Source organism: Vibrio sp. 11-4(1), from assembly GCF_013048625.1.
Taxonomy (GTDB): Bacteria; Pseudomonadota; Gammaproteobacteria; order Enterobacterales; family Vibrionaceae; genus Vibrio; species Vibrio diabolicus.
The window spans coordinates 13,675-40,060 of the sequence record NZ_VHSY01000006.1 but is presented as its reverse complement, the minus strand read 5'-3'; the positions used below and the strand labels follow the sequence as shown (position 1 = coordinate 40,060).

Genomic DNA, 26,386 nt, shown 5'->3' with positions numbered 1-26,386 from the left:
GTTTGTAAAATTAGTTCAAATTATCTGGCAAAAACAGTGGACCGATCGGCACTTCAGGTAACCCAAATTCTTCTGGATAGTCTACATCTACCAGGTACAGACCTTCCGCTTTCGCTGTCGCACCCGCTAGTTTGCGATCTTTAGCCTCTAGCAACCATTTGATCCATTCAGGGCTCTCTTCACCACGTCCAACCTTTATCAAGCTACCCGTGATGTTACGAACCATATGATGCACGAACGCATTAGCTTTAATATCAATAACCACATAGTTCCCATGGCGCGTAACGTTCAGATGCATCAAGTATCGAAATGGGCTACGAGACTGACAATGCGCCGCACGAAACGACGTAAAATCATTTTCACCAAGCAGATACTGCCCTGCCTCATGCATTTTTTTCTCGTCGAGCTCACCATGATAGTGGCTCACACCAGAGTTTAAGATACCAGGTCGTAAAGCATGATTGAAAATAATGTAGCGATAACGGCGCGCTGTCGCTGAGAATCGTGCATGGAAATCATCTGGGACTTCCTTAGCCCAACGAACCGCTATATCACTCGGCATGTTCGCGTTTGCGCCCATAGTCCAAGCTACCATTTTTCGAGTAACGTTGGTATCAAAGTGCACAACTTGTCCTGTGCCATGCACGCCAGCGTCTGTCCGACCAGCACACTGCACTTCAACTGGGTGATTAGCAATAACGGACAATGCTTTCTCTAGCTCTTCTTGGACACTTTTCACTTCTCTTTGGCGCTGCCAACCAAAGTAGTTTGTACCGTTGTACTCGATACCTAATGCGATTCTCATCTTAACCTTCGAACTCTAAAATGGGGCGGGAAGTATATACTCAAGTCACCTCAAGTTGCCAGTTTCAACAAGGATGACGTAAAGGCATCACCATACTAGCGAGACACAAAAAGGGTAGCCAACGCTACCCTTTTCGATTTATCGGCCATTAATGGCATCAATCAGGCTCTTTGCTTCGCGGCGAATATCATCTTCTCCGTAAACAATCGCCTCTTCTAGTAGCTTTATCGCCCCTTGAGAATCATTCATCTCAAGATAGATTTTAGCAAGGTCCAGTTTTCCGGCAGCTTCAGCGTTGCTATCTACGTCAACATCGCCGATCTCACCGATAACATCTGGAAACTCGTTCAATCCGACATCAAGCTTCAGATCTTCTTCTTCGAATTCACCACCTTCTTTATCGACCTGAGCCATCAATTCATCAATCGTCATAAATTGATTTTTCTTTGGGTCGAAGTCATCCAAGTCGCTTTGCTCTGCCCAGTTTTCTTGCGCGATCTCTGGCTGACTTAGTGCGTCACTCGAATTCCAAACATCACGCTGGTCCTCAGGCACATCTTCCGTAGAACTTACACTATCGGCAGCTGGTTTAAAGCCATCCCAATCATCTCCAACATCAAGCATGGTTTCAAAATCCATACCTGCGCTTGCGATGGTGTCACTGTCTAACTGACCTTCAAATACCTCTGAACTTGCGTCTTCAGCAAGAAGGTTAGCCATTGAAGATTCATCATCTAAGTCACTTAGTGGCTCACCCTCTGTCGCCGTTGGCTGCACTTCTGGTTCAGTATCAAAACCGTTTTGCTGCGCAAAGACTTCAAACAAAGCATCATGATCGTTATCGGCTTGAAGAGTTGGTCTCGATGTCTCAGCTTCAACATTAGGAGTCTCTGGCGCACTCTCATTCATTGATGCGAGAACATCTTCCTCATTGAACTCAGGAAGGTCTTGGTCGTCAAAACTTAGCTCTTCATCCTCACCGGAGATTGGTTCTATATCTGCGGTTTCAGAACTCGGTAATTCTGGCTCTTCTTCCATAGATGCCAACGCGTCTTCTTCACTGAACTCTGGTAGATCGAGTTCATCAAAATCGAACTCTTCTTCTGCTTCAGTAGCCGACTCAGCTTCAGAGCGCTCAGGCTCGACAGATTCTGGGTCATCAAACTTAGATTCGTCGGCCATAGACGCCAATGCGTCCTCTTCGCTGAACTCTGGTAGATCGAGTTCATCAAAATTGAATTCATCTTCTGCTTCAGTAGCCGACTCAGCTTCAGAGCGCTCAGGCTCGATAGACTCTGGGTCATCAAACTCAGGTTCGCCCGCCATAGACGCCAATGCGTCCTCTTCGCTGAACTCTGGTAGATCGAGTTCATCAAAATTGAGTTCTTCTTCTGCTTCAGTCGCCGACTCAGCTTCAGAGCGCTCAGGCTCTACAGATTCTGGTTCACCAAACGCAGGTTCGTCCGCCATGGACGCCAGTGCGTCTTCTTCACTGAACTCTGGTAGATCGAGTTCATCGAAATCGAACTCTTCTTCTGCTTCAGTAGCCGACTCAGCTTCAGTAGCCGACTCAGCTTCAGAGCTCTCAGGCTCGATAGACTCTGGGTCATCAAACGCAGGTTCACCCGCCATAGACGCCAATGCGTCCTCTTCGCTGAACTCTGGTAGATCGAGTTCATCAAACGCAGGTTCGTCGGCCATGGATGCCAGTGCATCTTCTTCACTGAACTCTGGTAGTTCGAGTTCATCAAAATTGAACTCTTCTTCTGCATTGGTGGCCGAATCAGTTTCTGATGCTAGTTCTGAACTTTCTGGCTCACTTTTGTTACCCGAGTTTTGTTCTTGTTCTGGTTGAGTTTCACTTTCTAGTTCAGGCTCATCCAGTAGCCAATCTTCTTCTTGTGGAACACCAAATTCATTTTCTACTGTATTTGGTGTCGGAGTGAACGCTGGAGCGTCTTCTACTGTCTCAACTTGAGGCGGCACTTTAGCATCAGGCTCTACTGATGCATCTTGAGTTGACTTAGAATTGGCATCCTCTTCTTGTTGTGGCGAAGATTCCTCTATCTCAGCTTGCGGCTCTTCAACTTGTTGTTGCGCTAAATCATCTTCAGTATCAAATAGCGCATCCAGTTCAGCAGAAAAGTCCGCGTTTTCTTGCTCTGTAGGCTGAAGCTCTTCACTGTCTGACTCAAACAAGTCGTCTAGCTCGCTCATTAAAGGATCGTTCTCTGGTGAGAGATCCTCTAAATCACCAAGAAACTCATCGCTGCTAAATGGCTCTGAATCAGTTTCTGGCTCGGTTAATGGTTGCTCTGGCGCTGTTTGTTGTGGGTCTGGTTGACTGTCACTTAATAAAGCGTCGATGTCCAAACCAGACTCAATTTCCGGCTCTTCATGAGCGGGCTCTGACTCGGCTATTGAAGATGGTTTTTCGTCGCCGTCTGGTTCGCCAAAACCAAGAGAAGCGAGTAACTCTTCCTCTTCCGATTTAGTCTGTGCAGGGCTTTCGTCCTCTCGAATCAGATCATCAAACGGGTCTAACTCAGTCTCAGTTCCTGTCTCTTCATCAAGTTCTGGTGTGACGTCATCAATGAGTTCATCCAGTAAATCTGTGCTATCTGCATCTAACTCTTCAATCGAGTCATCACCTTCAAAACCAGAGAGTGCTTCTAGCTCATTCAGTGGGTCAAACTCGTCGTCTGTTTCATCTTCGTCAAAATCGATCAGTTCATCGAGTAAGTCCGTACTGTTTTCATCTAGAACGGCGTCTTCGCTGGCGTCACCTTCAACTTCTGTCGGCTCAGTAACAGGCTGCTCGTATTGAGCTAATAGCTTATCGATATCGTCATCAGATGCCTCTCCTGCGCTGAAATCATCATCCGATACGGGCTGTTTTAGTTCAGGTTCATCGGTATCTAGGTCGAAGTCGTCATTGCCAAGTTCCGCAAACAAGTCATCAAGCATATCCTGATCGACAGTGTCACTTGGTAACTCTTCTGACGGCTCATCTGCTGCAAGTAGTTCCGCAAACGCGTCGTCTGAAAGCGAGTCTGCTTTCTCGTTCGTATCATCTGAAAGATCGAAGCCAGCCTCATCGTCATCGAGCACTTCTAGTTCTGGAGCAACCTCATCTAAGGCTCGCTCCATCTCTTCTAAACCAAGCGCTTTTTCTTCGCCGTTAACTTGGATACCATTGTTTGATGACTCAAACTCATCCAGACCAACATCCAGATCGCCATCATCACCGATACCCGCAAATGGGTCATCGTCCCCTTCTAGATTGAAATCAAGTTCTTCATCGTCAAGGTTGGCAAAGACGTCTTCTTCTAAGTCTGGCTTCTCTTCTTGTGTAGCCTGAGTATTTATATCTTCATCTGCGAACAACTCATCATCAAGTGTGAGTTCTTCATCCAGCTCGTCCGTCGCCGCTAAACCAATTGGCGCAGCTAATGGATCGGTTTCCTGCGGCGATTGCTCAGCAGGCTCTTCCTCTTTGTTTTTAGAACGGCGACCAAGCAACATCACAACCAACAGTGCCAGCAATGCACCTGGAATAAGCGCCGCTAAGCCGACAAGCCAACCATTAGACAAAATCTTGTCAATCGTACTTGGCTGCATGCGTTGTTGCTCAGCAAGGCGCTGGCGCTCTTCAGCAAGCAGTTTCTCGACTTCCGAGCGAATGCGTTCTTCGTCATTCAGCTCATTTTTCAAGGTTTCAACTTCGCTTTGCACTTCTGACAACATTAAGCGAAGACGATGGTTCTTCTCTTCCAATGACTCTAATTCACTTTGTGAGCCTTGAAGTTTGTCTTTTAACGCACTGACCTGCTTTTCACCCTGCGGAGAGGTGTTCACAGGTGGCGCAGGAATAACTGGTATTGTTTTTTGAACCGGTTTTGGTTCCGCAGCTACAGTAGTTTCTGGCTTAGGAGCAACAGGCTTGGGTTCTACTTTTATTTGTGGCTTTGGTTGCTCGGTGACGCGTTGCGCTGGCGTGGCTCTATTTGTCGGCTTCGGCTGTTTTAACTTAGCCTCGTGCGCCTTCATAATCGCAACAGCTTGCTCTGTAGTCGCGCTTTGCACTTGCTCTAGAGACGGTACTCGTAGTCGACTCCCTGGGATCAACTCATGAATGTTTTGGTTCTCAAACGCTTGAGGGTTAATTCGATAAATGGCAAGAAGCGTTTGTTGAACGGTAACACCGCGTGAAGGTCTTAATTCTGAAGCGATCGACCATAGTGTTTGATTTTCACCAGTCGGACCAAAGAAACGTGACGGCTGAGTATTTGCAGGAGGAGCAGGTAATGCTCGCTCAATATCTTCAGCATAGCTCGGAGATGATTGCACTTCACCAGACGGTCCAACAAGACGAATTCCTTCGGCTTGAACCACTGATGATGTCTGAGTCGCGCTCATCAACACAAGGGCTGCTAACAAACGCTTATAATTTTGACGCATAGAAGGCTCAGTTTTGTGCTAAATACAATTTGAAATGGTGATCGGTTAAATATATCGGATATCACATGCAAAACTATAGCGTTGAGAATAAAAAATGTGTGGCTCTCGCCATATTCGTACTAATCTCACACTATTTTGTTCCGTTCGTACAAAAAAGCCTCGCATAATGCGAGGCTTTGAAATGAACAGTAAGTGACTTAGTAGTAATCGCGGATCAGGACTTCAGCGATTTGTACCGCGTTAGTTGCTGCGCCTTTACGCACGTTATCCGCCACAACCCACAAGTTTACACCACTGTGGTGGCTGATATCGTTGCGGATACGACCAACCATAACATGATCTTTACCACCCGCATCACGCACTTGTGTCGGGAAGTCATCACCGTGGAAGACTTCGATACCGTCAGTTTGCTCAAGCAAGTTAACGACTTCTTGTGCATCGATTGGAGAGCGAGTCTCAATGTGAAGCGCTTCAGCATGACCATAGAATACCGGCACACGCACACACGTTGGGTTTACTGTGATTGATGGATCGTTAAAGATCTTCTGTGTTTCCCACACCATTTTCATTTCTTCTTTGGTGTAGCCATTTTCCATCATCTGATCGATTTGCGGAATACAGTTAAACGCAATCTGTTGAGAGAATTGCTTCTTATCCGCAGGCAGACCGTTTAGAAGCTTAGCCGTTTGACCTGCTAGTTCGTCAATGCCCGCTTTACCCGCACCAGATACGGATTGGTATGTAGATACGTTAATACGCTCAATACCCACTGCATCGTGAATTGGTTTTAGTGCCACCAGCATTTGAATGGTCGAACAGTTTGGGTTCGCGATGATGTTACGGTTACGAAACTCTGCAATCGCTTCTGGGTTTACTTCTGGCACAACAAGAGGAATGTCGTACTCGTAACGGAAGTGTGAAGTGTTGTCGATAACGATAACACCTTCATCTGCCGCGATTGGGGCCCATTTTTCAGATAGTTCACCACCAGCAGAGAACAACGCAATATGAGCTTGAGACCAATCAAACTCTTCAACGTTCTGTACACGAACCGTTTTGCCATTAAAGCGATAAGTCTTGCCTTCGCTACGCTCACTTGCCAATAAGTGAATGTCACCCACTGGGAATTTACGTTCTTGAAGCACTTCTAAAATTGTTTCACCGACCGCACCGGTCGCACCTAAAATGGCAACATTATATTGCTGGCTCATTGACTTACCTCAATCTGAAAACCTAGTTCTGCTAATGGAGCAAGGTTACATGTTTTGTTACCCACTAGCGTGACAGCGCTGTATTCACGGCGATCCCAGTAGTTTTTACGCATCAGGTCAAAAGCACCTGGCTTACTGATCTCACGACGGAAAAGAGCGTCATCTCTACGCACATCATAGATTAACTGCGTGATGTTATGCAGTGTTGCTTCATCCCAAGCTCTGTCCAATACCATAGTAGGAACAGGCGCGGTTGGCAGTAAATCGCTGGCATGCGCACGTAATTCGTTATTTAAGAACTCACAGTAGCTGTTGAAAATCATCGTCGTACCGCGAGCTTTCCCTTCCAAGCCGTAGCCTGCAACGTGAGGGGTTGCGAATGCTAGCAGAGGCAGAAGCTCCATATCAACCTCTGGTTCAAATTCAAATACGTCAAGCGCTGCGGTAAAACCGTCGTTTTTCAAAAGACGTTGCTTCAATGCCTCGTTATCAACGATTGGACCTCGCGCGGCGTTAATCAAAATCTGATCACCACGAAGCGAGTTTAAAACCGTTTCATCAATTAAATGATGAGTTGGATATAGGCCATCTTTGGTGATTGGCGTATGTAGTGTAATGATGTCTGAGCTTTCAATCAGTTCTGTCAACGGAGTAAAGCTACGAGGATCACCAGCCTCTTGTTTGAATGGGTCATTGATGAGAACTTTAATCCCCATGCCTTTCAAACATTTCTCTAGGTAGCTACCTACTTGGCCTGCACCAATAATACCTACCGTCTTGTCAAATACCGAGAAGCCTTGTTGCTGAGCGAGCACCATCATTACGCTGAACGCATACTCCGCCACACCCACTTTGTTACAACCCGGCGCAGCGGTGAAGAATATACCTTTCTCTTTTAAAAGCGCTTGGTCGACATGATCCATACCTGCTGTTGCGGTACCAACAAACTTTAGCTTGTTTGCTTTGCTGATTAGATCGGCATTCACTTTGGTTACCGAGCGAATCATTAGGGCATCAACATCCACTAAATCATCAGCCGTCAGTGTACGACCTGGTTTTAGAATCACTTCACCGAGTTGGCTGAATAGCTCTTCAGCGTACGGCATATTTTCATCAACAATAATTTTCATAGCGCCAGCGTTTTAACATCCATTTGTATGAGTTCGTTTATTCGCAAGATGCGAAACTAAAACGATTGTGCCCTTTTCCCGAAAAATCTCAAGAAATAACCCTAATAAACCTCAAGGAGATTGGCTCCAAAGAAATCGTTTAACGGGAAGCAACGTAATAAGCAGAAATTGAGAAAAGAAAAAGCCCGGCTAAATAGCCGGGCAAAGTTCCAGAACAAAAGGATCCTATCCCGCTCTCCATGGGATAGAGTCTGCGTCTGTTCGATCAGTGTGACTGATCAAGCTCTGGAAACTGGATTGTTGGCGCTGTTCTCACTCACGTGGCGCGCCAACAAATTCAGTTAACCTTGGTACTTTTTAATAACCAAAGTTGCGTTTGTGCCGCCAAAGCCAAAGCTGTTTGACATTACGGTTGTTAACTCTGCATCACGTGCTTCTGTCACGATGTCCAGACCTTGAGCTGCTTCGTCCAAGTTTTCAATATTGATGCTTGGAGCAATGAAGTTTTTGTCTAGCATAAGTGTTGAGTAAATCGCTTCGTGCACACCAGCGGCGCCTAGTGCGTGACCAGTCATTGCTTTTGTTGCAGAGATTGCTGGGCTGTTCTCACCAAACAATTGTTGGATCGCACCAAGCTCTTTCACGTCACCAACTGGTGTCGACGTGCCGTGCGTGTTGATGTAATCCACACCGTCAACGTCTTGCATCGCCATCTTCATACAACGGATCGCGCCTTCACCTGATGGTGCTACCATGTCGTAGCCATCTGAAGTCGCACCGTAACCTACGATCTCACCGTAGATTTTCGCGCCACGTGCTAGAGCGTGCTCAAGTTCTTCGATAACCAGCATGCCGCCACCGCCAGAGATAACGAAACCATCACGGTCCGCATCATACGTACGAGATGCTTTGTCTGGAGTATCGTTGTATTTCGTTGACAGCGCACCCATGGCGTCAAACATCATGGTTTGAGACCAATCAAGCTCTTCACCGCCACCAGCAAAAACAATGTCTTGTTTACCAAGTTGAATAAGCTCCATCGCGTGACCGATACAGTGTGCAGAAGTAGCACATGCAGAGCTCATTGAGTAGTTCACACCACGAATCTTAAATGGCGTAGCAAGACAAGCGGAAACCGTAGAAGACATAGTACGAGGAACCATGTAAGGGCCAACTCGTTTTACGCCTTTTGCGCGCATCGTGTCTGTCGCTACCGTTTGGTTATATGCAGAAGCACCGCCAGAACCTGCAACGATACCGGTACGATCGTTTGAAACCTGCTCTTCTGTAAGACCAGCGTCTGCGATTGCTTGCTCCATTGATAGGTATGCATAAGCAGCCGCATCACCCATAAAGCGCATCTGCTTACGGTCGATGTGTTCCGCCGGGTTGATTTTTAGGTCACCCCATACTTGCGAACGAAGACCGTGTTCTTTGAACTGCTCAGATGCAGTGATGCCAGATTTGCCCGCTTTAAGAGACGCTAGAACTTCTTCGACGTTGTTACCGATACTTGAAACAATACCCATACCGGTGATTACGACTCGTTTCATTATGACATTCCTATAATTCAAAAATCCGCTAGATGATAACTAAGATAGTCAACAAAAGTGGTCAGCTTTCCCATAAATTCGTACAATCGCCCCATTCTTACCGCGCCAAATCACAAATTTGCACCATTATGACTTCAATAAAAAACGCAGAACTTGGTTGGAACGAAGCTGGTACTCCGGTTTCAGACCAATTTGATGATGTTTACTTCTCTAACGTAAACGGTCTTGAAGAGACACGCTACGTTTTCTTAAAACAAAATCATCTCCCAGAAAGATGGCAGGAATTTGACCAAAGACGTTTTGTCATTGGTGAAACCGGATTTGGCACGGGATTAAACTTCTTAGCAGTATGCCAGTGGTTTAGTGAGTTTCGTCGTCAGCATCCGGACGCAACATTGAAAGAGCTGCATTTTATTAGCTTTGAAAAATACCCATTAAGCAAAGCCGATTTAAAGAAGGCGCATGAAGCTTGGCCTGAGCTAGCTGAATACGCGGAAAAGTTACAAAAGCACTACCCTGCCGCTGTGCCGGAGTGTCATCGCATTGTTTTAGAAGACGGCGCAATCACACTCGACCTTTGGTTTGGTGACATTAAAGACTGCATGCCGCAAGTTCCATACAACGAACAAGGTTTGATTGACGCTTGGTTCTTAGATGGATTCGCGCCAAGCAAAAACCCAGAGATGTGGAACCAAGGCCTGTTCAACAACATGGCAAAGCTAGCCAAGCAAGATTGTACAGTTGCCACGTTTACCGCAGCAGGCTTTGTACGTCGTGGTTTGAACGAAGCTGGCTTTACAATGAAAAAGGTGAAAGGTTTCGGCACTAAGCGAGAAATGATCGCCGGCTCTATGGAGCAAGGTGAAAAGCAGTCGAACCATCTCCCTTGGTTCAATCGCACAGCATCTAGCAATCTTGATTCGATTGCCATCATTGGTGGTGGTATAGCCAGCGCGGCGTTAGCGAAAACGTTAGTTCGTCGTGGCCAAAACGTCACCCTTTACTGTAAAGACAAACAACCAGCCAAAGGAGCGTCGGGTAATCGTCAAGGGGCCGTGTATCCATTGTTGAACGGTCCCCATACTGGCGTTTCGCGTGTGTTTGCTCCTGCATTTTTGTTCGCACGTCAGTTTGTTGAACAAGCAGCACAAGAGATCGATTTTGATCATGACTGGTGTGGCGTAACTCAGTTGATGTGGGATGACAAATCCACAGACAAACTGGAGAAAATGCTTGCGGGTAACTTCACTCCAGAGCTCATTCAAAAGCTGTCCGCCGAGGAAACTGCGAACACTATCGGGTTACCTATTGATATGGCGTCTGTGCACTACCCAATGGGAGGGTGGCTGTGCCCTGCCGAGTTAACTCGCGGGTTAATTAAACAATTGGAGAAGACGTCGTTACTCTCAACGAAGTTTGAACATCTTGTTGAGGCATTAGATTGGGATGAAAAGCGTCAGCTCTGGCTACTAACGGCGAGTGGTCAAACATTTGAGCACTCAACGGTTGTAATTGCGAACGGCCATGAGTTCCAGACATTGAGTCAAACCGCTTCCCTACCAATGGGACAAGTGAAAGGACAAGTCAGTCATGCGCCAGCAACCGAAACGCTGAGTCAGCTGAAAACGGTGTTGTGTTACGACGGTTACATGACACCTGTTAACCCAAGTAATCAACACTTGTGTATCGGTGCAAGCTACGACCGCAGTCACCTTGACTACGAATTTGATGAAAACGCCCAAAAAGATAATGCGGAAAAGCTAGTGAAATGTGTACCGAATCAAACATGGGCAAAAGAGGTAGATATCACTGGTAATCAATCTCGCCAAGGTATTCGTTGTGTTAGCCGAGATCACTTACCATTTGTCGGAAATGTGGGTGACTTTGAGACGATAAAAACGCAATACGCCAACTTACAAAATCAAAAAGCAGAAGAGGTAGAAACCGTTCATCAGTTCACTAACTTATTCTGCTTCTTAGGTTTAGGATCTCGTGGGCTGAGCTCTGCACCATTGTTAGCTGAAGTGTTGGCCTCGCAAATCTGTGGAGACCCGCTGCCATTACCTGTTGATGTATTGACCGAACTTCATCCAAGTCGAATGTGGGTTCGTAAACTAAGAAAAGGCAAAGCCATTACTGAGCTGTAAGAGTATTCTCTCGTTTACATTCCCGACGCAGGTATGTGTCGGGAATCGCTAACTCATTAAGTCACTCGTGTTGAAATTACTTCAGCTGTGCAATTGCCTGTTTCACTTGCTCTGCTACTTCCGGATTTACCGCCTCACCAGACTCCACATCAAAGTTCTCGTAGAAGCTCGGCACAGATAGCGATGCTTTCACATCTGCTCCGAAAAATTGCGCGGAACCTGTTGCCGCCGCAAGAACGCTCTGTGCGCCACCCGGGCCAGGAGAAGTTGCTAAGTAAACGACCGGCTTGTTTTGAAATACGTTGCGCTCAATGCGCGTCGCCCAATCAAACAGGTTTTTATACGCTGCTGGGTATGAGCCGTTATGCTCTGCGAAGGAAACAACAATAGCGTCAGCCTCAGCCAAATCACGTAAAAATGCGACAGCACCTTCAGCTTGACCAATTTCTTTCTCTTTGTCTTCGCTAAACATCGGTACTTGATAATTGTTTAAGTCTAAAACGTTCACTTGAGCGTCTTCGACTTGGTTTGCTGCGTATGTAGCAAGTAATTTGTTGATTGAGGTAGAGCTGGTAGAAGCACCAAATGCGACAATTTTCATGGTTGTAATCCTTTGTTCACGTTTTATGCTAACCAGAATAAAAGTTGAACAGTTTCGCTACAACCACAAAAATTTTATGGAGAGGTTCGAATTTTTCGAAGTAGTAAATGACTTAGACTAATAAATGGAGAACGACGTTCGGAGATTAAGCCTGAGCCTGCAGTTCTTGCCACAAGTCACTGACGATCACGCGATCTGCTGGGCTTAATTCGGTACGAGCGTCTTCCAAACTGCTCTCAATGCGTGACTTCAGCTCAGTAATATCGCTAATGCCTTCTTCTTCACAAGATGCCGCAGACAAAGAGATGTGACCACGTAGATAACCACCAGCAAACAATTCATCGTCAGATGCTGTTTCAATTCGAGCATCAATCAGTTCCAGTAGTTTTTCTTCAAATTCAATAATCATGGTGTATCTCTGAGGTTATTTGAGGTTATTTAACGCAAAAGTCTGACGCTTCCAGCGGCTTGGTTTGGTAAAACGCACGCAGAGCATCCGAAAGCATTTTCACTCGCAAAGGCAAGCCAGCTTCCAAAATACCCAACACTTCTTTATGCACTTTCTGCATAAAGCCGAGCCTATCTGGTTCAAAATCGCCGTGTAGATTGTCACAACTCACCGTAAAAGGGAAGCCAGCACTTTGTGCCAGAATCCATTCATAAGCTTGCGGACGCACTTCAACTTTCTCAAACTCCGCTTGAACTTCTGCCGTGCGCCCATCAGGTTCATACCAATAGCCAAAATCTTCCAGCAAACGACGCTCTGGCCCTGCCACACACCAATGCGAGATTTCGTGTAATGCGGAGGCATAAAAACCCCGAGCAAAAATAATCCGATGATGAGGATGCTCATCATCAGCAGGAAGATAAATAGGCTCATCACCACCTAACTCCAATTTCGTATTAAATTGGTCTAAAAAGGTGTCATTGAAAATGGTGATAAGGTCTTGGTATTCGTGGGTCATCGTCGAGTTTGTACTTCAGTTTGACATGCGATGCGTATTGTCGCTGTTTTTATCTATAAGGTAAAGGTGCTCCCACAGTTTTGGTTATTAGTTGAATTTATCTGAACATCGCTTTCTCCATATAATTTCTCATTCGTCAGCGTACTCATTTGCTACTACACTCTCGCCTTATTTTGATGCTGCTCAAACTGCTGTTTTTTAAGCGGTTTGATTACAGGCATGTTGCTGGTTTTAATCACTTTTTAAGAATGATAAAACCTTTTGTAAGTGTTGTTGCTGCGCCTACGATGATTCACGTAGAACGTAGTGACTTTTTACGTTGAGTGTCTCCCTATGTTGCTAAGTGTGTTGTATATCATTGGTATCACGGCTGAAGCCATGACAGGTGCGTTGAGTGCTGGTAGAAGAAAAATGGACTGGTTTGGTGTTATGTTGGTGGCCAGTGCAACGGCCATTGGTGGTGGCACCGTACGTGACATTTTACTGGGACACTACCCTCTTGGTTGGGTAAAAAACCCAGAGTTCCTAGCAATCACGTGTGTTGCGGGTGTACTTACCACAGGCTTAGCGAAATGGGTGATTAAGCTAAAAGGTCTATTCATCCGCCTTGATGCGTTAGGTCTAATCGTATTCAGTATCATCGGAACTAAGATTGCGATGGGCATGGGCTTACACCCTGGAATCTGTATGGTTTCAGCGCTAGTAACGGGTGTATTCGGTGGTCTACTCCGCGACTTAATCTGTCGCCAAACACCGTTGGTACTGCATGAAGAACTTTACGCTTCTGTCGCTCTTATCGCATCAGGAATGTACTTAGCGCTATTAGAATTTAATATTCCCGATGTAACAGCCACTATCATTACGCTGATCACCGGTTATATGCTGCGTATGGCTGCGGTACGTTTTAAGTGGCGTCTCCCTTCTTTCAATTTGGAAACGGAAGGCTCACTCCATTAACTTATCTAAACGCGTAATGAAAACACATTAAAAAGGCTGCCCATTGAGCAGCCTTTTGTCTCTTTATCAAGCTTATTTTTAAGCTTAAATCTTCGGTGTTTCAGTTGTTACGCCATGGTTTTGACCACGATGACGCAGCAAATGATCCATCACCACAATCGCTAGCATCGCTTCAGCTATTGGTACGGCACGAATACCCACACAAGGATCATGACGGCCTTTGGTGATCAACTGAGTTGGCTCACCTTCTTTTGTGATGGTCTCACCCGGAACTGTGATGCTTGATGTTGGCTTAAGCGCAATGTTAGCCACAATGTCTTGACCAGTTGAGATACCGCCAAGAATACCGCCCGCGTGATTACTGCCAAAACCTTCAGGAGCAAGCGTATCACGGTGTTGACTGCCTTTTTGGTTTACCACATCAAAGCCATCACCAATCTCAACGCCTTTCACCGCATTAATGCTCATTAGCGCGTGTGCAATGTCGGCATCAAGACGATCAAATACAGGTTCACCAAGACCAACAGGCACGTTAGTTGCCACAACCTGAATTTTCGCGCCAATTGAGTCGCCTTCTTTTTTCAGGTCACGGATAAGTTGGTCAAACGCTTCTACTTTGTCCACATCTGGGCAAAAGAACGCGTTGTTTTCGATTTCGTTCCAATCTACCTTGTCGATAGAAACATCACCCATTTGTGACAAGTACGCGCGAATCTCAACACCAAACTCATCTTTCAAGTATTTCTTCGCGATTGCACCCGCCGCCACACGCATTGCGGTTTCACGAGCAGACGAGCGGCCGCCACCTCGATAGTCACGGATGCCATACTTTTGGTGGTAAGTATAATCAGCATGACCCGGACGGAATTTATCTTTGATGTCCGAGTAATCTTTTGAGCGCTGATCGGTGTTTTCAATTAGCAAACCGATCGATGTGCCTGTGGTTTTGCCTTCAAAAACACCAGAAAGAATTTTAACTTCATCCGGTTCACGACGTTGTGTGGTGTAACGTGATGTGCCTGGACGACGGCGGTCGAGATCGATTTGCAGATCTGCTTCTGTAATTTCTAACCCCGGAGGACATCCGTCTACGATACATCCCAGTGCGATACCGTGACTTTCCCCGAATGTCGTCACTCGGAAATGTTGTCCGATACTGTTTCCTGCCATTACTTCCTCAAGTTTTTATCGCTACGCCCTCTCAAACCAGAGCGCAACTGCTTTCCAATTCTTCGTGGATTCATAGTGGCTTTATTACGTTTTGATGTAAAGAGTTAATATCGGCGAGGTATGCATAAAAAAACACCGAGCATAAAGCTCGGTGTTTTGACATTTAGTGCAAGACCCTATTAGTCTTTGTACAGTTTAAACTCTTCTGCACACTCAACCAGCTGGTCACGCGTTAGCATGAATACGCCGTGACCGCCGTTCTCGAACTCAATCCAAGTGAAAGGAATCTCTGGGTACTGTTCCATCATGTGAATCATTGAGTTGCCAACTTCACAGATAAGAATACCGTTATCTGTTAGGTAGTCTGGTGCATTTGCAAGAATACGACGCACAAGTTTTAGGCCATCCGTACCCGCTGCTAAACCAAGCTCAGGTTCGTGTGTGAACTCGTCTGGCAGGCTGTTCATGTCTTCTTCATCCACATATGGTGGGTTAGACACGATCAAGTTGTACTTCTCTTTTGGTAAGTCGCGGAACAAGTCAGAGCGAATTGGGAACACTTGCTGCTCCATGCCATGATCTTGTACGTTTTGCTCAGCCACTTGTAGAGCATCTGTAGAGATGTCGATCGCATCCACTTCAGCTTCAGGGAAAGCGTGCGCACAAGCAATCGCGATACAACCAGAACCCGTACATAGGTCCATGATGCGCGTAGGCTCTTCCACCAACCAAGGTTGGAATTCTGCTTGAATCAACTCACCAATTGGAGAGCGTGGCACGAGTACGCGCTCATCAACGAAGAATTCAAGACCGCAGAACCACGCTTTGTTGGTTAGATATGCAGTTGGTGTACGTTCATTGATACGTTTTACTACACGCTCAACAATACGCAGACGCTCGCTGGTCGTTAGGCGAGAGTTTAATACGTGCGGAGGCACATCAATCGGCAAGTATAAGGTTGGCAGGATAAGCTGAACCGCTTCATCCCACGCATTATCAGTACCATGACCGTAAAACAGGTTCGCTGCGTTAAAGCGGCTTACCGTCCAACGAATCATATCTTGAAGGGTATGCAGCTCCGATACCGCTTCTTCTACAAAAATCTTATCCAAAATTGCCTCCGAAAAGCGCTACAATACTGCCAATAAAAGTTTATTAATGAAATTGTTTACCTAATGAGCAAAAAAGACACCGAACACGATGACGATTTCGCCTTGTTTCAGGAAGCAGTACAGGGCGTAAAAAAGTTGCGACAGGATACCATAATCCAGCAACCAAAAAAAAATACTAAGCAAAAAGAAATCAAGCGCTCCAACCGTGAAGCGCGTGATTCTGAGTTTTACTTCTCCGACGAGTTTGTCCCTCTCTTAAATGAAGATGGCCCAACTCGTTATGCACGTGACGACGTCTCCACTTATGAAGTTAAACGTCTACGTCGCGGCGTGTATGTACCGGACGTATTCCTCGATATGCACGGCATGACACAACAAGAAGCTAAACGCGAACTTGGTGCGATGATCGCCTACTGCGTCAAAAACGAGATTCACTGTGCGTGTGTGCAACATGGCATTGGTAAACACATCCTGAAACAGAAAGCGCCACTTTGGTTAGCACAACACCCAGACGTAATGGCTTTCCACCAAGCGCCACTAGAATTCGGCGGTGATGGTGCGTTGTTAGTTTTGCTCTCGATTCCAGAAAAGTAACTAGCTCACTGTAGAAGCAATTAAACAAAAAGGCAGGAAATTTCCTGCCTTTCTTCATTCTATATCTAATGTTTAAATGCTTATTTGGTTTCGACGCTTATGGCGTAATATGCCACAGCACTTCACCGTTTTGCGTTTGTAGATCGTATTCAATACACACTAGACCTGATGTAGGAAACATCGGTGGTGCCATGTCTTTTACAAACTCTGAAGTGAGATAACCAACCAAAGGCAAGTGAGAGACAAGCAGAAGCGAGTCTAGTTTTTCCACTTCAATCAATGCACTTGCAAAATCAAATACATGCTCAGATTGGCCGTAAGGTGTAATATCTTCACAAGTTTCGATGCTTTTTGCAGCAAAATACTCGCTGATCTCTTGCCAAGTTTGTTGAGCTCTAATGTACGGACTCACCAACACTTTATCGAATTGCGCAAAACCTTGTTCTTTACAGGCTCTCGCAACCGCTTCTGATTCGACTCTGCCTCTTGGGGTCAATTGTCGTGCTGCGTCTGAATCTGCAAAATGCTCGGCTTCGCCGTGACGCATGATGAATATTTTCATGTTATTTCCTAGGGATAGCTAACGCTACCAAAAGGTTGACTGCTATCTTTATTAGATAGACGGGGCTAACTTTAATAATGACGAAACAAAAATACTGATATAATTATCTGTTCATTATACCAATTCGCTTGCTAAAGATAGCGACTTTCTTAACAATCTATTAAAAAGAATGTACTCAGTTCATCACAGTATTTAACTGTGCTATGAGTTCAGAGCATTCATTCAAACAGTTCTTCCCCATACGCAAACGCGATGGGCCTGTGCAGAAGTCTACGAATAACAAAAATACGGCAAGCAGTATTTGTCGAAACGCAAACTTTGCGCCCCCTAGCTAGGGGTTCATAATTACTGTAATGCGAAATCTGGAGACGCATCGTGCATCTAAGTCCTAACGATTCAAATCAATACCGCTACATTACCTTGAGCAATGATCTGCGTGTACTGCTGATTCATTCCGAGACAGCTCAACAGTCAGCAGCTGCTCTAGCAGTGAACGTTGGACACTTCGACGACCCAAACGATCGCCAAGGTCTGGCACACTATTTAGAACATATGCTTTTTTTGGGTACGGAAAAATACCCTAAAGTGGGCGAGTTTCAAAGTTATATTAGCCAGCATGGAGGAACAAATAACGCTTGGACGGGTACTGAGCACACTTGTTTCTTTTTTGATGTTACTCCGAATGCCTTTGAAAATGCCTTAGATCGATTTAGCCAATTTTTTACCGCACCATTGTTTAACGAAGAAGCTTTAGACAAAGAACGCCAGGCTGTCGACTCCGAATACAAACTCAAACTTAATGACGATTCTCGCCGCCTGTATCAAGTCAACAAAGAAGTCATCAATCCAGATCACCCTTTCTCTAAGTTCTCAGTCGGCAACCTAGATACATTAGGTGACCGAGAGGGTAAATCCATCCGCGACGAAATTGTCGAGTTTCACCACTCTCAATACTCTGCCGATCTCATGACGTTGACGCTCTTTGGGCCGCAGTCGCTCGATGCTCAGCAAGCGTGGGTAGAAGCCATGTTTGCCAATATCCCAAACCACCACCTTCGTGGAAAATCGATTGATGTCCCCATTAGCACCAAAGAAAGTACCGGAATTTTAGTTCAAGTTGAACCAATCAAAGAATTTCGAAAACTCATTCTCACCTTCCCAATGCCGGGAATGGATAAGCACTACGGCGTTAAACCACTCTCTTACTTCGCGCATTTACTCGGCTATGAAGGCGAAGGCAGCTTAATGCTCCAGCTAAAAAATGAAGGCTGGATTACGTCACTTTCTGCAGGAGGCGGCGCTAGTGGTAGCAACTATCGAGATTTTACGGTTAGCTGCACACTCACCCCGCTGGGTCTCAACCACGTTGACAACATCATCCAAGCGGTTTTTCAATACCTCTCGATGATCAAACAAGACGGGCTAGATGAATGGCGCTATCTCGAAAAACAAGCGGTGCTTGAGTCGGCGTTTCGTTTCCAGGAACCATCTCGACCAATGGATTTGGTTAGCCATCTTGTTATCAATATGCAGCATTATCAGCCAGACGATACCATTTATGGCGACTACAAAATGGCGGGCTATGATGAACAACTGCAGCGTTCGTTGCTGCAATACTTAACCATCGATAATGTCCGCGTAACCCTGATTGCAAAAGGACTGGAATACAATCGTACTGCCGAATGGTACTTTACTCCGTATTCCGTCACGCCTTTTAGTGATGAGCAACGCCGCTTCTATCAACAAATCGATCCAAGCTGGCAGTTCGTCTTACCAGAAAAGAACCCTTATATTTGCTACGATCTCGATCCCATGCCGTTCGAAAATGGTGGTTCACTACCAGAGTTAATTGAAGATCTCGAAGGCTTCCGACTTTGGCATTTACAAGATGATGAATTTCGCGTGCCAAAAGGCGTTGTATATGTCGCTATCGACAGCTCTCATGCTGTTGCATCACCGAAGAACATTGTCAAAACTCGCCTATGTGTCGAGATGTTCCTCGACTCGCTAGCAAAAGAAACCTATCAAGCTGAAATCGCAGGGATGGGTTACAACATGTACGCTCACCAAGGCGGGGTTACCTTAACCCTCTCAGGGTTCAGCCAAAAACTGCCTCAATTGTTGGAAATGATCCTGCACCGTTTTGCTTCTCGAGATTTCAGCCCTGCACGCTTTGAAACCATCAAGCAGCAACTGTTACGTAACTGGAGAAATGCTTCACAAGATCGTCCTATTTCGCAGCTGTTTAACGCACTTACAGGGCTACTTCAACCCAATAACCCGCCTTTCGCAACCTTAGTCGAAGCGCTAGAAGAAATCGAAGTCGATGAACTCTCAGTATTCGTAGAATCAATTCTTGCAGAGCTGCACGTTGAAATGTTTGTTTACGGAGATTGGCAGCGTCAACAAGCGCATGACATGGCGACGACCTTAAAGGATGCCCTAAGAGTAAAAGAGCAGCGTTATGAAGAGGCGCTCCGCCCACTCATCATGCTGGGAAAAAACGGCAGTTTTCAACGTGAAGTACATTGCAACCAGCAAGATTCGGCGGTCGTTATTTACCACCAGTGTGAGGATATTGAGCCTCGTAGCATTGCTCTATACTCATTGGCGAACCATCTCATGTCGGCAACATTTTTCCACGAGATCCGCACAAAACAGCAATTAGGTTACATGGTGGGCACTGGCAATATGCCACTTAATCGTCATCCGGGTATTGTGCTTTATGTGCAGTCACCCAATGCAGCGCCTGCCGAGCTGGTTACGTCAATCGATGAGTTCTTAAATGCCTTTTATATGGTGCTGTTAGAACTGAACGATTACCAATGGCATAGCAGTAAGCGCGGCTTGTGGAATCAAATAGCGACGCCGGACACCACACTGCGAGGTCGTGCTCAGCGTCTTTGGGTTGCAATAGGAAACAAAGACACCGAGTTTAACCAACGTGACAAGGTACTTGCTGAACTGAAGAAATTGACCCGAGCAGACATGATTCGCTTTGTCGTTAATGAGTTGAAACCTCGCACGGCAAACCGATTGGTCATGCACTCTCAAGGGCAATCGCATTCGGACGCTCCGCGCATCCACTTAGGGCAAGAAATTGGATCGATTGAAGAGTTCCAACTTAGGCCAAAAGATTGCGGCTTAGGATGATCTAATTGCGCAGTAATAAAATTATCGATTAGTAAGTATATACCTACAAACCAATGAGGTTGTGGGTCTCATAAATGGAATCGACACCATAATTGGCAGAAAATTGAAATTACGCCATTGCGGCTTATGCTCTAATTACCACACTAAAAATAAATTAATGAGGTAATCATGAAAAAAGCACTACTACTTGCGGCTATTTTACTGCCACTGGCATCTGCACACGCTGAAATCTCGGTGAAAGGTGATGGCTTTGAGCTAAGTAACGACTGTGTCCGCCTAAGCGGAGACAATGTTTCTATCAAATCAGATGATTGCTCTTCAAAACAGTGGAAAGATAAAGACAACAAAGGCAACAGCAGCGTTCACGGGGACGACAACCCAGGTAAAGGCCACAATAAAGATAAGAAAGACAAGAAGAAGTAACTATTTCTTATTTATGAAAAAGGCTTGCCACTGGCAAGCCTTTTTCTTTACCGAAGCAACGTTTAATAGAATGTGGTTCCTTCTCCAGCTCGAGTAAGCAAACCATCACACGGTGCGTAACGATCGCCATACTTCGATGCAAACTCATTCATTTTCTCAACCAGTTCTTTAATGCCAAACTGATCCATATAACGGAATGGACCGCCCAAGAATGGAGGGAAACCAATGCCAAATATTGCACCAATATCACCATCACGTGGCGAGCGAATGATGCCGTCATCCAAACAACGTACCGCTTCATTCAGCATTGGTAGTACACAGCGCAACGCAATATCGTTATCGCTCAGCTTAGATTCAGGATCGAGCTTAAGCAGCTTGTAGATAGATTTATCGACTTCTTTCTTCTTACCTTTGTAAGTGTAGAAACCTTTCCCGCTCTTACGTCCTTTGCGACCGTCATTCAATAAGATATCGAACACGTCCGGGCCTTTGAATCGCTCACCTAACTCGTTGACTAGAATCGGCATGATCTTCGCGCCAATGTCGACACCGACTTCATCCAGTAAGGTAATCGGGCCGACAGGGAAACCAAAATCAAGCAACGCCGTATCAATCTTTTCGATCGGTTCGTTAGCCAGCAGAATATGCGCCGCTTCGTTCATGTATGGCGCAAGAATGCGGTTCACGTAAAAGCCCGCTTTGTCTTTCACTACGATCGGGGTTTTACCTTGCTTTTTAGCAAGTGCAACGACTGTTGAAATGGTTTCATCTGATGTCGTTTCATGCGGAATCACTTCCACCAACGGCATTTTTTCTACCGGGCTGAAGTAATGCAAACCCACTACGTTTTCTGGACGCTCCGCTTTTTCTGCAATTTTGTGGATTGGTAACGAAGAAGTATTAGTCGCAAAGATGGTTTCCGGCTTGGCATTCACTTCAATATCCGCCACCATTTTTTGTTTAAGATCTAAGTCTTCAAAAACGGCTTCAATTACGACATCAATATGATTAAAGCTGGTAAAGTCGACACCGCCAGACAGTTGCAACATTTTCGCTTGCAGATCGGCTTTTGATAGAATGCGACGTTTACGCTGTTTCTCGAATAACTTGTAGTTATAGTTGAGTGCGTTTAGAACGCCATCGTTGCTGACGTCTTTGATGCGGACAGGCACCTTCGCTTTTGCAACAGACACATGGCTGATTCCTGCGCCCATCAAGCCACCGCCAAGCACGCCAACTTTATGAACTGGCGCGGGTTTCGCATCCGTACCATTTTCTTTCTTCATTTCAGTTGTCGCAAAGAAGATAGAACGGAGCGCTTTTGATTCAGAGCTCATCACAAGCTCACCGAAGCGTTTCGCTTCAAGCTCTTGTCCTTGGGCGAAACCTTTCTCTAAACCATGCTGAATAACGTCTAAAATCGCGACCGTTGCAGGATAGTTACCACGGGTTTTCTGATTGGTTTTCTTCGCTGCCTGTTCAAACACAAACTTGCGCCCTAACCCGCTACCCGACATCACTTTTTCTTTCGTCGATAGCTTTTTCGTACCCTTGTTTTTACCTTTGTCGATAAACTGTTTGGCTACGTCGAGCAAAATGGTGTCAGGGACACAGGTGTCCACAACGCCCAGTTTTTTAGCTTTCTTCGCACGAAGTTGTTTACCCGTCAGGATCAAGTCCAACGACGGTAACAGGCCAATCAAACGCGGCAGACGCTGCGTACCGCCAGAACCTGGCAGCAATCCAAGCTGTACTTCTGGTAGGCCTAAACGCGTTTTATCTGAATCCGTACAAACGCGATAATCACATGCAAGAGCAAGCTCTAAGCCACCGCCTAAACATGGACCGTGAATAGCGGCAATCACAGGATATGGTAAGTCCGATAGCTGCTGGAATAGCTCTTGACCTTGCCTCGCTAATGCTTCTGCTTCACTTGCGGTCGTGCACGCTTCTAGCATGCGAACATCGGCCCCCGCGACGAAGTTGTCCGGTTTTAGGGAATGAATGATCATCCCTTTGATGCCACTGGCGTCTTTTAGCTGAGCAAAGATTTCTTTCATTTCATCAGCAAAAGCCGCCTGCAGCGTATTCATTTTTTCATTAGGAACATCAATCGCTAACCAAGCAATATTTTGCTCATCAACCTTTAGACTAAATGCTTTTTGCTCGCTCATTACTCAACCTCCAGAATCATTGCCGCACCAAGACCGCCAGCTGCACATGCGGTATTCAATGCAATACCACCGCCACGGCGTTTTAGCTCTCGTAGGGTTTGCGTCATCATACGTGCACCAGTCGCAGCAAATGGGTGACCATAAGCAATTGATCCGCCAAGCACGTTGAACTTATCCATGTCAATTTCACCGATCGCTTTCGAACGACCTAGATTTTCTTGAGCAAACTTATCTGAAGCAAACATCTTCACATTCGCCAATGCTTGCGCAGCAAACGCTTCGTGCATGTCGATCAACGTCAGATCAGACAGCTCCAAGCCTGTATTTTCTAGCACTTTCGCTGTGGCATAAGTCGGTCCCATCAGCATGTCCTTTTCCACACCGATCGCTGAAAATGCGTAACCACGTATGTAGCCAAGAATCTCCATGCCAAGCTCTTTCGCTTTACCTTCGCGCATCAACATCACTGCCGCACCACCATCAGTCAGTGGCGTACTGTTAGCTGCCGTAACACTGCCATACTGGCGATCAAAGGCAGGTCGAAGTTTCGCGTACCCTTCTACGGTTGAGTCGTGACGGACATTGTTGTCTTCCGAAATCCATTTTTTGTATGGTTCGGGAAAAGCCGTCATCACTTCACCTTGGATCTTACCTTCTTTCCAAGCTTGGGAAGCCAGCGTATGAGAGCGATGTGCAAGCGCATCCTGCTCTGCACGAGAAATACCATGCGTCTTTGCCATTTGCTCCGCAGTTTGTCCCATGGATAAACCCGTAGAGTACTCGGCTACTGCTGGTGGCACTGGCATCAGGTCTTTAAAGCTCAAGTTTTTGAGGATACTAAGCTTCTGACCCATTGTTTTTGTCTTACTAAGAGCAAGCAGATTAGCAGCCAGTTTCTTTGATACGCCAATAGGCAGGACGGAAGAAGAGTCTGCACCACCAGCAATACCGATATCGATGGTTCCCGCCATGATGCTTTCTGCGACATTGACCGCCGCTTGAAAACTCGTTGCACACGCACGAGTCACACTGTAAGCATCAGTATGGATGTTCATACCAGTGCCTAACACGATTTCTCGTGCGATGTTTGGCGCTTCAGGCATTTGTACTACTTGTCCAAATACCACTTGTTCGATTAGCTTCGGATCAATATCTGTTCGAGCAAGCATTTCGCTTACTACCATTTTCCCTAAATCGACCGCTGGCACTTGGCTAAATTCCGTGCTTTGACGAGCAAAGGGAGTTCGAAGCCCCGCGACAATAGCGACACGCTCACCATTGCGTGTTTTTACTTCCTGCTTGCCCATTGTTTCTCCTTAAATACAAGAGGTCTGACCTGATGCATTGTAATGAATTTGTTAAATTTATCAAACATGCGTTTAAATAAACGTGAAGCAAGTAGATCAATTACTCTACTTCTTTGATTCTTATGCGATTAATAATGATTAACTATAGAGAGTTAAAACGGTAAGAGGTATACGGAAGGTAAAATCGAAGCAAAAAAAAACCACACATAACTGTGTGGTCGGAATATCTATAAAACAATTAACTTACGCCAATTGAAAATTAATCAGTTTCCTGATTAGGAGAAAGTAAAGTCAGCCTTCAAAAGGAAGTGTCATCTTGCTCAACATGTTAGTCGCAATGACTAACGAGATGACAAGATGTACTATAACCCCTTCACTGCTTGATATTTTGAAATAGATCAATTTTATAGTGATTTTACGAGCTTTAAGCACATCTAAAAGGCTCAGCGATGCAAACCGATTCAAAAATTCACCGCTAGCAGTCTCTTTTTATGTCCCATCGAATGAACTTATCCAAACCATTGATTACTAATGATGATATTGTTAACAATCTTTACCAATTCATGTTCGATGATATTTGGCATTTGCGTATACACTTTTAAGTAACCACATAGCTTATTGTGTCAGAGGTTATCTACGACACACGCTCAACCGAAACCGCGAGGCTATTGAAAAGTAAAGTCATGCTCAGAACAAATAAGAAACTCACAGAGCGAGGATGGAGGCTCCTGTGGCCATATTAAAAATGTTTGGAAAGAAAAATTCCAACAGTCCGGTCAACTCTGATATGGACAAGCAAAGAAAATACGAAGCGCTCGTCCGAGGGTACCATCGTGACTTATATCGCTACGCATACTGGTTGTGCAAAGATAAAGCGATAGCGGAAGATCTAGTTCAGGAAACCTGTCTTAGAGCCTGGAAGTCACTCGATAGTCTCCAGGATGAAAAAGCAGCCAAGTCTTGGCTCATCACCATATTGAGACGAGAAAATGCGCGCCGCTTCGAACGTAAACAATTTGATTTAGTTGATATCGATGATTACGGCAATGATGCTAAAGTCAGCGATGACCCACATCATCAGCAAGAATGGCTGCAAGCACAGATCATGAAACTCGATGTTGAATACCGCGAACCTTTATTTCTCCAAGTTGTCGGTGGTTTCAGCGGAGAAGAAATTGGCGACATTCTTGATTTAAATAAAAATACAGTGATGACTCGATTATTTCGCGCTCGTAATCAACTCAAAGAGATGTTGGATTCTCAAGATACTAAGAGAGGACAAAAGAATGGATGATTTAGAATTTCGTCGTCGTATTTTGTCGGATCCAAAACAAAAGGATGAAGAGATTCTGCAAGCTTTAGCTGGTAGCGACGCCAACAATAAGTTTGTTGATGACGTTTTGGATCTCGATGTAAAAATTAAACAAGCCATGAATGTGGATGTACCCGAAGATCTCGCAGATAAGATTTTATTTAGCCAGACGTCGAGTGCACTTGATGAAGAGAAGGTCGTCAGACCAAACTTTGTCCGCAAAGCAATGGCACTTGCCGCTTCTATTGCGTTCACCGCAGGGTTATTAGTTGGTCAAGTAAACTGGGGAAATGTTTTGGTGTCTCCAGCACAAGCCAGTTTAGCAGATACCGCGATGAAACACGTTATTCATGAAGAACCTTTTGTTCGTCATCTTGATGAGGATGTACCGAGCTCGCAAATTAATGCGAAAATGTCGCCATTTCATTACCAGTTTAGTGAAAGCTTTCCATATCACGTTTACTACCTAAACCACTGCGGTTTTGGTGAATCCAATGCGGTGCATATGGTATTCCAAGGTCCAAAAGGTAAAGTAACGTTATTTATTACTGGTATTCCGAGCGAACAAAGTACCGACTTTAATAAGGATGGCATGACCGGAATCGTTCAGCCCGTCGGGAGTTCAAGCCTGATTTTAGTCGGAGAAGAAGGTGAAAATATTGATGCGATCGCTACGACTCTTGCATCAATGATTAAGCCGATGTAACAACTTCGACGATTTCCAGCCTTCAAAAGGTTAAATGCCGCTA

At 45.5% G+C, this 26,386-nt stretch carries 20 protein-coding genes; 7 read left to right on the top strand and 13 right to left on the bottom strand.

Annotated features, from left to right (window positions below):
• Positions 1–10 precede the first annotated feature (10 nt).
• The 5 genes from truA to fabB all read right to left on the bottom strand — a co-directional run bounded on the left by truA (position 11) and on the right by fabB (position 9,160).
• The gene (gene truA, locus FKN16_RS13150) at positions 11–805 is read right to left on the bottom strand and encodes a tRNA pseudouridine(38-40) synthase TruA (protein WP_170902888.1); all 795 of its coding nucleotides are present in this window, start codon (positions 803–805) and stop codon (positions 11–13) included.
• A gap of 138 nt (positions 806–943) precedes the next feature.
• Positions 944–5,266, bottom strand: a complete 4,323-nt coding sequence (locus FKN16_RS13145) for a FimV/HubP family polar landmark protein (protein ID WP_170902887.1) — start codon at positions 5,264–5,266, stop codon at positions 944–946.
• A 197-nt stretch (positions 5,267–5,463) separates the two neighbouring features.
• Positions 5,464–6,477 (bottom strand): aspartate-semialdehyde dehydrogenase, encoded by a 1,014-nt coding sequence (locus FKN16_RS13140; protein WP_005397941.1) that lies wholly within the window; start codon positions 6,475–6,477, stop codon positions 5,464–5,466.
• A complete protein-coding gene (locus FKN16_RS13135; RefSeq protein WP_005397938.1) occupies positions 6,474–7,607 on the bottom strand; it encodes a 4-phosphoerythronate dehydrogenase in 1,134 nt (377 codons plus the stop codon). The genes FKN16_RS13140 and FKN16_RS13135 overlap by 4 nt, the downstream gene beginning before the upstream one ends.
• A 341-nt stretch (positions 7,608–7,948) precedes the next feature.
• Complete coding sequence (fabB, locus tag FKN16_RS13130; protein WP_170902886.1) at positions 7,949–9,160, bottom strand: beta-ketoacyl-ACP synthase I; 1,212 nt, start codon at positions 9,158–9,160, stop codon at positions 7,949–7,951.
• Positions 9,161–9,288: 128 nt separating this feature from the next.
• Between fabB and mnmC the strand changes: the two genes are divergently transcribed.
• Positions 9,289–11,307, top strand: a complete 2,019-nt coding sequence (mnmC, locus tag FKN16_RS13125) for a bifunctional tRNA (5-methylaminomethyl-2-thiouridine)(34)-methyltransferase MnmD/FAD-dependent 5-carboxymethylaminomethyl-2-thiouridine(34) oxidoreductase MnmC (protein ID WP_170902885.1) — start codon at positions 9,289–9,291, stop codon at positions 11,305–11,307.
• A 76-nt stretch (positions 11,308–11,383) separates the two neighbouring features.
• Here the strand turns inward: mnmC and FKN16_RS13120 are convergent, their stop codons facing one another.
• The 3 genes from FKN16_RS13120 to FKN16_RS13110 form a co-directional block, all read right to left on the bottom strand.
• A complete protein-coding gene (locus FKN16_RS13120; RefSeq protein WP_053808780.1) occupies positions 11,384–11,908 on the bottom strand; it encodes an NADPH-dependent FMN reductase in 525 nt (174 codons plus the stop codon).
• Positions 11,909–12,053: 145 nt separating this feature from the next.
• Positions 12,054–12,317, bottom strand: coding sequence for a YfcL family protein (locus FKN16_RS13115; protein WP_005380548.1), 264 nt, complete (start codon positions 12,315–12,317; stop codon positions 12,054–12,056).
• Positions 12,318–12,342: 25 nt separating this feature from the next.
• Positions 12,343–12,873 (bottom strand): elongation factor P hydroxylase, encoded by a 531-nt coding sequence (locus FKN16_RS13110; RefSeq protein WP_012841543.1) that lies wholly within the window; start codon positions 12,871–12,873, stop codon positions 12,343–12,345.
• A 333-nt stretch (positions 12,874–13,206) separates the two neighbouring features.
• Here FKN16_RS13110 and FKN16_RS13105 point away from each other — a divergent pair, with 333 nt between their 5' ends.
• Positions 13,207–13,830, top strand: coding sequence for a trimeric intracellular cation channel family protein (locus FKN16_RS13105; protein WP_005397913.1), 624 nt, complete (start codon positions 13,207–13,209; stop codon positions 13,828–13,830).
• Between the two features lie 84 nt (positions 13,831–13,914).
• On the opposite strand, the gene aroC is transcribed toward FKN16_RS13105, so the two are convergent.
• On the bottom strand, positions 13,915–15,000 hold the full coding sequence (gene aroC / locus FKN16_RS13100; RefSeq protein ID WP_005397911.1) for a chorismate synthase: 1,086 nt from the start codon (positions 14,998–15,000) through the stop codon (positions 13,915–13,917).
• Between the two features lie 179 nt (positions 15,001–15,179).
• Positions 15,180–16,112 carry a 50S ribosomal protein L3 N(5)-glutamine methyltransferase gene (gene prmB, locus FKN16_RS13095; RefSeq protein WP_005380541.1) on the bottom strand — a complete coding sequence of 311 codons (933 nt, stop codon included), beginning with the start codon at positions 16,110–16,112 and terminating at the stop codon, positions 15,180–15,182.
• A 63-nt stretch (positions 16,113–16,175) separates the two neighbouring features.
• Here prmB and smrB point away from each other — a divergent pair, with 63 nt between their 5' ends.
• A complete protein-coding gene (smrB, locus tag FKN16_RS13090; protein ID WP_170902884.1) occupies positions 16,176–16,706 on the top strand; it encodes an endonuclease SmrB in 531 nt (176 codons plus the stop codon).
• Positions 16,707–16,803: 97 nt separating this feature from the next.
• On the opposite strand, the gene sixA is transcribed toward smrB, so the two are convergent.
• Positions 16,804–17,268 carry a phosphohistidine phosphatase SixA gene (sixA, locus tag FKN16_RS13085; protein WP_005397904.1) on the bottom strand — a complete coding sequence of 155 codons (465 nt, stop codon included), beginning with the start codon at positions 17,266–17,268 and terminating at the stop codon, positions 16,804–16,806.
• A 375-nt stretch (positions 17,269–17,643) separates the two neighbouring features.
• On the opposite strand from sixA, the gene FKN16_RS13080 reads away from it, so the two are divergent.
• Together FKN16_RS13080 and FKN16_RS13075 are read left to right on the top strand one after the other, a co-directional pair.
• Positions 17,644–20,421: an insulinase family protein gene (locus FKN16_RS13080; protein ID WP_170902883.1), complete on the top strand. Its 2,778-nt coding sequence runs from the start codon at positions 17,644–17,646 to the stop codon at positions 20,419–20,421.
• 168 nt (positions 20,422–20,589) lie between these two features.
• Complete coding sequence (locus tag FKN16_RS13075) at positions 20,590–20,844, top strand: hypothetical protein (RefSeq protein WP_005397900.1); 255 nt, start codon at positions 20,590–20,592, stop codon at positions 20,842–20,844.
• Positions 20,845–20,906: 62 nt separating this feature from the next.
• Here FKN16_RS13075 and fadJ read toward each other — a convergent pair whose 3' ends face one another.
• Together fadJ and fadI are read right to left on the bottom strand one after the other, a co-directional pair.
• A complete protein-coding gene (gene fadJ / locus FKN16_RS13070) occupies positions 20,907–23,018 on the bottom strand; it encodes a fatty acid oxidation complex subunit alpha FadJ (RefSeq protein ID WP_170902882.1) in 2,112 nt (703 codons plus the stop codon).
• Complete coding sequence (gene fadI, locus FKN16_RS13065; protein ID WP_005394284.1) at positions 23,018–24,325, bottom strand: acetyl-CoA C-acyltransferase FadI; 1,308 nt, start codon at positions 24,323–24,325, stop codon at positions 23,018–23,020. The genes fadJ and fadI overlap by 1 nt, the downstream gene beginning before the upstream one ends.
• 718 nt (positions 24,326–25,043) lie before the next feature.
• On the opposite strand from fadI, the gene FKN16_RS13060 reads away from it, so the two are divergent.
• Both FKN16_RS13060 and FKN16_RS13055 read left to right on the top strand, forming a co-directional pair.
• A complete protein-coding gene (locus FKN16_RS13060) occupies positions 25,044–25,619 on the top strand; it encodes a sigma-70 family RNA polymerase sigma factor (protein ID WP_029836529.1) in 576 nt (191 codons plus the stop codon).
• Complete coding sequence (locus FKN16_RS13055) at positions 25,612–26,343, top strand: DUF3379 domain-containing protein (RefSeq protein WP_170902881.1); 732 nt, start codon at positions 25,612–25,614, stop codon at positions 26,341–26,343. Before FKN16_RS13060 ends, FKN16_RS13055 begins: the two co-directional genes overlap by 8 nt.
• The last annotated feature ends 43 nt before the right edge of the window (positions 26,344–26,386 follow it).

Coding starts and splice junctions, on each gene's coding strand:
- FKN16_RS13120 (WP_053808780.1), bottom strand. CDS start 11,908: ATGAAAATTGTCGCATTTGGTGCTTCTACCAGCTCTACCTCAATCAAC.
- FKN16_RS13140 (WP_005397941.1), bottom strand. CDS start 6,477: ATGAGCCAGCAATATAATGTTGCCATTTTAGGTGCGACCGGTGCGGTC.
- FKN16_RS13055 (WP_170902881.1), top strand. CDS start 25,612: ATGGATGATTTAGAATTTCGTCGTCGTATTTTGTCGGATCCAAAACAA.
- fadI (WP_005394284.1), bottom strand. CDS start 24,325: ATGGGCAAGCAGGAAGTAAAAACACGCAATGGTGAGCGTGTCGCTATT.
- aroC (WP_005397911.1), bottom strand. CDS start 15,000: ATGGCAGGAAACAGTATCGGACAACATTTCCGAGTGACGACATTCGGG.
- fadJ (WP_170902882.1), bottom strand. CDS start 23,018: ATGAGCGAGCAAAAAGCATTTAGTCTAAAGGTTGATGAGCAAAATATT.
- fabB (WP_170902886.1), bottom strand. CDS start 9,160: ATGAAACGAGTCGTAATCACCGGTATGGGTATTGTTTCAAGTATCGGT.
- FKN16_RS13075 (WP_005397900.1), top strand. CDS start 20,590: ATGAAAAAAGCACTACTACTTGCGGCTATTTTACTGCCACTGGCATCT.
- sixA (WP_005397904.1), bottom strand. CDS start 17,268: ATGAAAATATTCATCATGCGTCACGGCGAAGCCGAGCATTTTGCAGAT.
- FKN16_RS13135 (WP_005397938.1), bottom strand. CDS start 7,607: ATGAAAATTATTGTTGATGAAAATATGCCGTACGCTGAAGAGCTATTC.
- FKN16_RS13105 (WP_005397913.1), top strand. CDS start 13,207: ATGTTGCTAAGTGTGTTGTATATCATTGGTATCACGGCTGAAGCCATG.
- FKN16_RS13110 (WP_012841543.1), bottom strand. CDS start 12,873: ATGACCCACGAATACCAAGACCTTATCACCATTTTCAATGACACCTTT.
- truA (WP_170902888.1), bottom strand. CDS start 805: ATGAGAATCGCATTAGGTATCGAGTACAACGGTACAAACTACTTTGGT.
- mnmC (WP_170902885.1), top strand. CDS start 9,289: ATGACTTCAATAAAAAACGCAGAACTTGGTTGGAACGAAGCTGGTACT.
- FKN16_RS13115 (WP_005380548.1), bottom strand. CDS start 12,317: ATGATTATTGAATTTGAAGAAAAACTACTGGAACTGATTGATGCTCGA.
- FKN16_RS13060 (WP_029836529.1), top strand. CDS start 25,044: ATGGAGGCTCCTGTGGCCATATTAAAAATGTTTGGAAAGAAAAATTCC.
- smrB (WP_170902884.1), top strand. CDS start 16,176: ATGAGCAAAAAAGACACCGAACACGATGACGATTTCGCCTTGTTTCAG.
- FKN16_RS13145 (WP_170902887.1), bottom strand. CDS start 5,266: ATGCGTCAAAATTATAAGCGTTTGTTAGCAGCCCTTGTGTTGATGAGC.